The 2,841-nt window shown below is 61.9% G+C and carries 2 protein-coding genes; both read right to left on the bottom strand.

The window, feature by feature from the left end; all coding sequences use genetic code 11:
• Nucleotides 1-72: 72 nt before the first annotated feature.
• Nucleotides 73-1,476 carry an HlyD family type I secretion periplasmic adaptor subunit gene (locus tag EN943_RS36400; RefSeq protein WP_127416545.1) on the bottom strand — a complete coding sequence of 468 codons (1,404 nt, stop codon included), beginning with the start codon at nucleotides 1,474-1,476 and terminating at the stop codon, nucleotides 73-75.
• Between the two features lie 20 nt (nucleotides 1,477-1,496).
• A partial coding sequence (locus EN943_RS36395; RefSeq protein WP_164778587.1) for a peptidase domain-containing ABC transporter occupies nucleotides 1,497-2,841 on the bottom strand: 1,345 nt, incomplete at its 5' end.

Below are 2,841 nucleotides of genomic sequence, written 5' to 3'. Positions count from 1 at the left end.
GCAGTCAGGCGGTCAAGGATTGCCATCGATGCGAGAACGCATACCTCCGTTTGTCGCGCACGGCGCCCGAGCCTATGGCTCCCTCATCGCTTCTTGGCCTAGGGGGAGTATGGCGCCGAGAATATACTTGAGCACGGTACGGCGGCCGACCTTGACGTCAGCGGTTACCGGCATGCCAGGGACGATCGTGAAACTTGCGGGCACGCCATGGAGGGCGACCTCGTCGATGGAAATCTGCGTGCGGTAAAACAGGTCAGCGTCCGGGGGCAGCATGGCCAACGAGCTGTTCGGGTCGCGCGCCTGTTCCCGGGCCGAGAAGGAATCCGGGCTCACCGTGCGCACAGTGCCATGCGCGAGGCCATATTGCGAATATGGAAAGGTGTCGAACTTGATGGCCACGGGGTCACCGACCTGGACGAACCCACTGCTACGGCCGACAATGTTCGTTTCGATTTCAAGCACCGCGTCGTCCGGCACCAGGGTCATCAGCCGGTCACCCGATTGCAGGATCGACCCGACGGAAACCTTCGCCACTGACTGAACGATGGCGTTTGCATCGCTTTTCAGCTCAACCAACTGTTTACGCAGCTTTGCCTTGTTGAGAAGCTCACGGGCATCGGACATACGCGAGCCCGCCTCCGACAGGCCTTGCGAGACTTCCGCGCGCCAGCTCTGGATGTAGCCATCGCGGTCGGCGGCCACCGTCGCCTGTTGTCGCTTGGCAGCTTCCGATGTCTGCTCGGCGTTGCCGAGCGCCCGGGACATCTCTGCCCAGTTGTCCTCGGCCAGAAGCGTATTGAGGCGGCTGCCCACCTGTCTTGCTTCCAGTTGCTTGCGCATCCGTTCGATCGAAGCCGCGACGGCCAGTCGCTGGCGGTAGCCGTCAGCATCGGACCGGGAACGCGAGATCACGGAACTGAGTTCATCGCTCTGCCGGTCAAAACTCGACAGCTTGGCGTCGTAGACAGCTTTTCGACGATCGAAGATCGATGCCTGCAGGGTCCAACTCGGGTCCAGACCGTCATAGCTGAAGGGCTTTCCGTCGGCTTCCGCTTTCAAACGGGCCACTTCGGCTTCAAGTGTCGAGACCTGTGTCGTCAGCGCAGCAAGGTCAGCGGAGGCGAAGGTCGCGTCGAGGCGAGCAAGCGTTTGACCGGCTCGCACGCGCTGTCCTTCGCGCACCTCGATCGAGCGGACGATCGCCGTCTCGAGCGGCTGCACCAGAATATTTGGCGATTGCGACACCACGAGCCCTCTGGTGGAGACGACCTGATCGACCGGTATGAGCCCTGAGAGCGTTATCAGGGCAACGACCATGCTTGAGATGATCCAGACCATGCCGCGCGCCATTCGTGGGACGGGCGCATTGGCGATGGCCGTCGACGGCCATTGGAATTCCAGGATAACCGGCATCGTCGGATCGCTCGGCTCTGTCCGGCGCCGGACGGGAAGACTGGAATGGGTGATGCTGCTCATGGGCGCCCCGAAGCCGATGCTCACACAAGTCTCGGCGGCACAGCGGCCAGACGAGCTTGGCGATTGTCAAGATGCCGGTTCTGCTGCATCCAAAGCTGGCGGTAGAGCGCACATCGTTCGAGCAGGGTCGCATGCGGCGCGACATCGAGGACCTGGCCCTGATCCATGACCAGGATCTGGTCGCATTCGGTCAGCGAGGAAAGCCGGTGCGAAACAATAATCATCGTGCGGCCCCTGGCGATGCGCATGAGATTGGCGCTGACCACCGCCTCGCTCTCCGGGTCAAGCGCGCTGGTCGCCTCGTCAAGGATCATGACGGTCGGATCGTGGATGAGCGCGCGCGCAATCGCCAGCCGCTGCTTTTGACCACCCGACAGGTTGGGCGAACCTTCCTCAATATAGGTGTCATAGCCGTTGGGCATGCGTTCGATGAATTCTTCGGCGCCGGCAAGGTGAGCGGCTCGCATGGCGTCGGAAAGGGTCAGGCCGGGGCGCCCGGCGATGATGTTGTCTCGAATGGACCCGCGGAAAAGGAAATTGTCCTGGAGGACCACGCCGAGCCCCTGGCGAAGGTGACGCAGGTTGATTTCCTTGAGGTCGACGCCATCCAGCTTGAGAAAACCGCTGTAATCGCGATTGATCCCCTGCAGAAGCCGCGCAATTGTCGATTTCCCTGAACCGCTGCGCCCGACGATGCCGAACATCGTCCCTGCTGGAATGTCGAAGTTGACCCGGTCAAGCGCTGGCGTGTTGGTGCCGATGTAGGTGAAGGTCAGATCACGGAAACTGATCTCGCCAACGAGCTTCGGCCTCAGGCCTGTGGAATTCGAACTGCTTTCCAGGGGTCGGTTGAGGACGGATCCTGCCTCGCTGATTGCCGCCCCTACCTCCTCGAAGTCCTCGACCAGTCGAGCAAGACCGACGAGAGGCTGTGCGACGCGTTGGGCGATCATCATGAATGCGAACAAGCTGCCGACCATGTAGCCAGACGTGTCGCTCATCGCCAGATAAGCTCCGATCAGCATGGTGCCGAGGACCATCGCACGCTCGATTGGCGTGACAAGCGTTTGCGGCCAGTTGGCAAGCTGCCCGAAGGCAAGGCGCGCCCTGCCCGCTTCCGCCACCCGCTCGTCCCAAAGCGCCCTGCGTTGCGGTTCGAGACCGAGCGCCTTCACCGTCTTGATGCCGACGACGGTTTCGCCGAGCGCCGCCGCCTTCCAGGTCTCGGCATCGACCACTTGCTGGTAGCGGCGGCGCAACGGCGCGAGAAAGGCGAAGATGATCAACATAATCACGCCCGCGCAGGCAAGCACCATCCAGCCCAGCGTGGCGTTGATATAGAACATCACCGGGATCAGCACGCAG

The sequence above is a fragment of the Mesorhizobium sp. M7A.F.Ca.US.006.01.1.1 genome (genome assembly GCF_003997935.1).
Taxonomy (GTDB): Bacteria; Pseudomonadota; Alphaproteobacteria; order Rhizobiales; family Rhizobiaceae; genus Mesorhizobium.
The sequence above is the reverse complement of the archived record's forward strand: the minus strand, read 5'-3'. Positions and strand labels throughout refer to the sequence as shown.

What these genes read in the sequence shown, in the direction of transcription:
- EN943_RS36400 (WP_127416545.1), bottom strand. Translation starts at nt 1,476, where the DNA reads ATGAGCAGCATCACCCATTCCAGTCTTCCCGTCCGGCGCCGGACAGAG.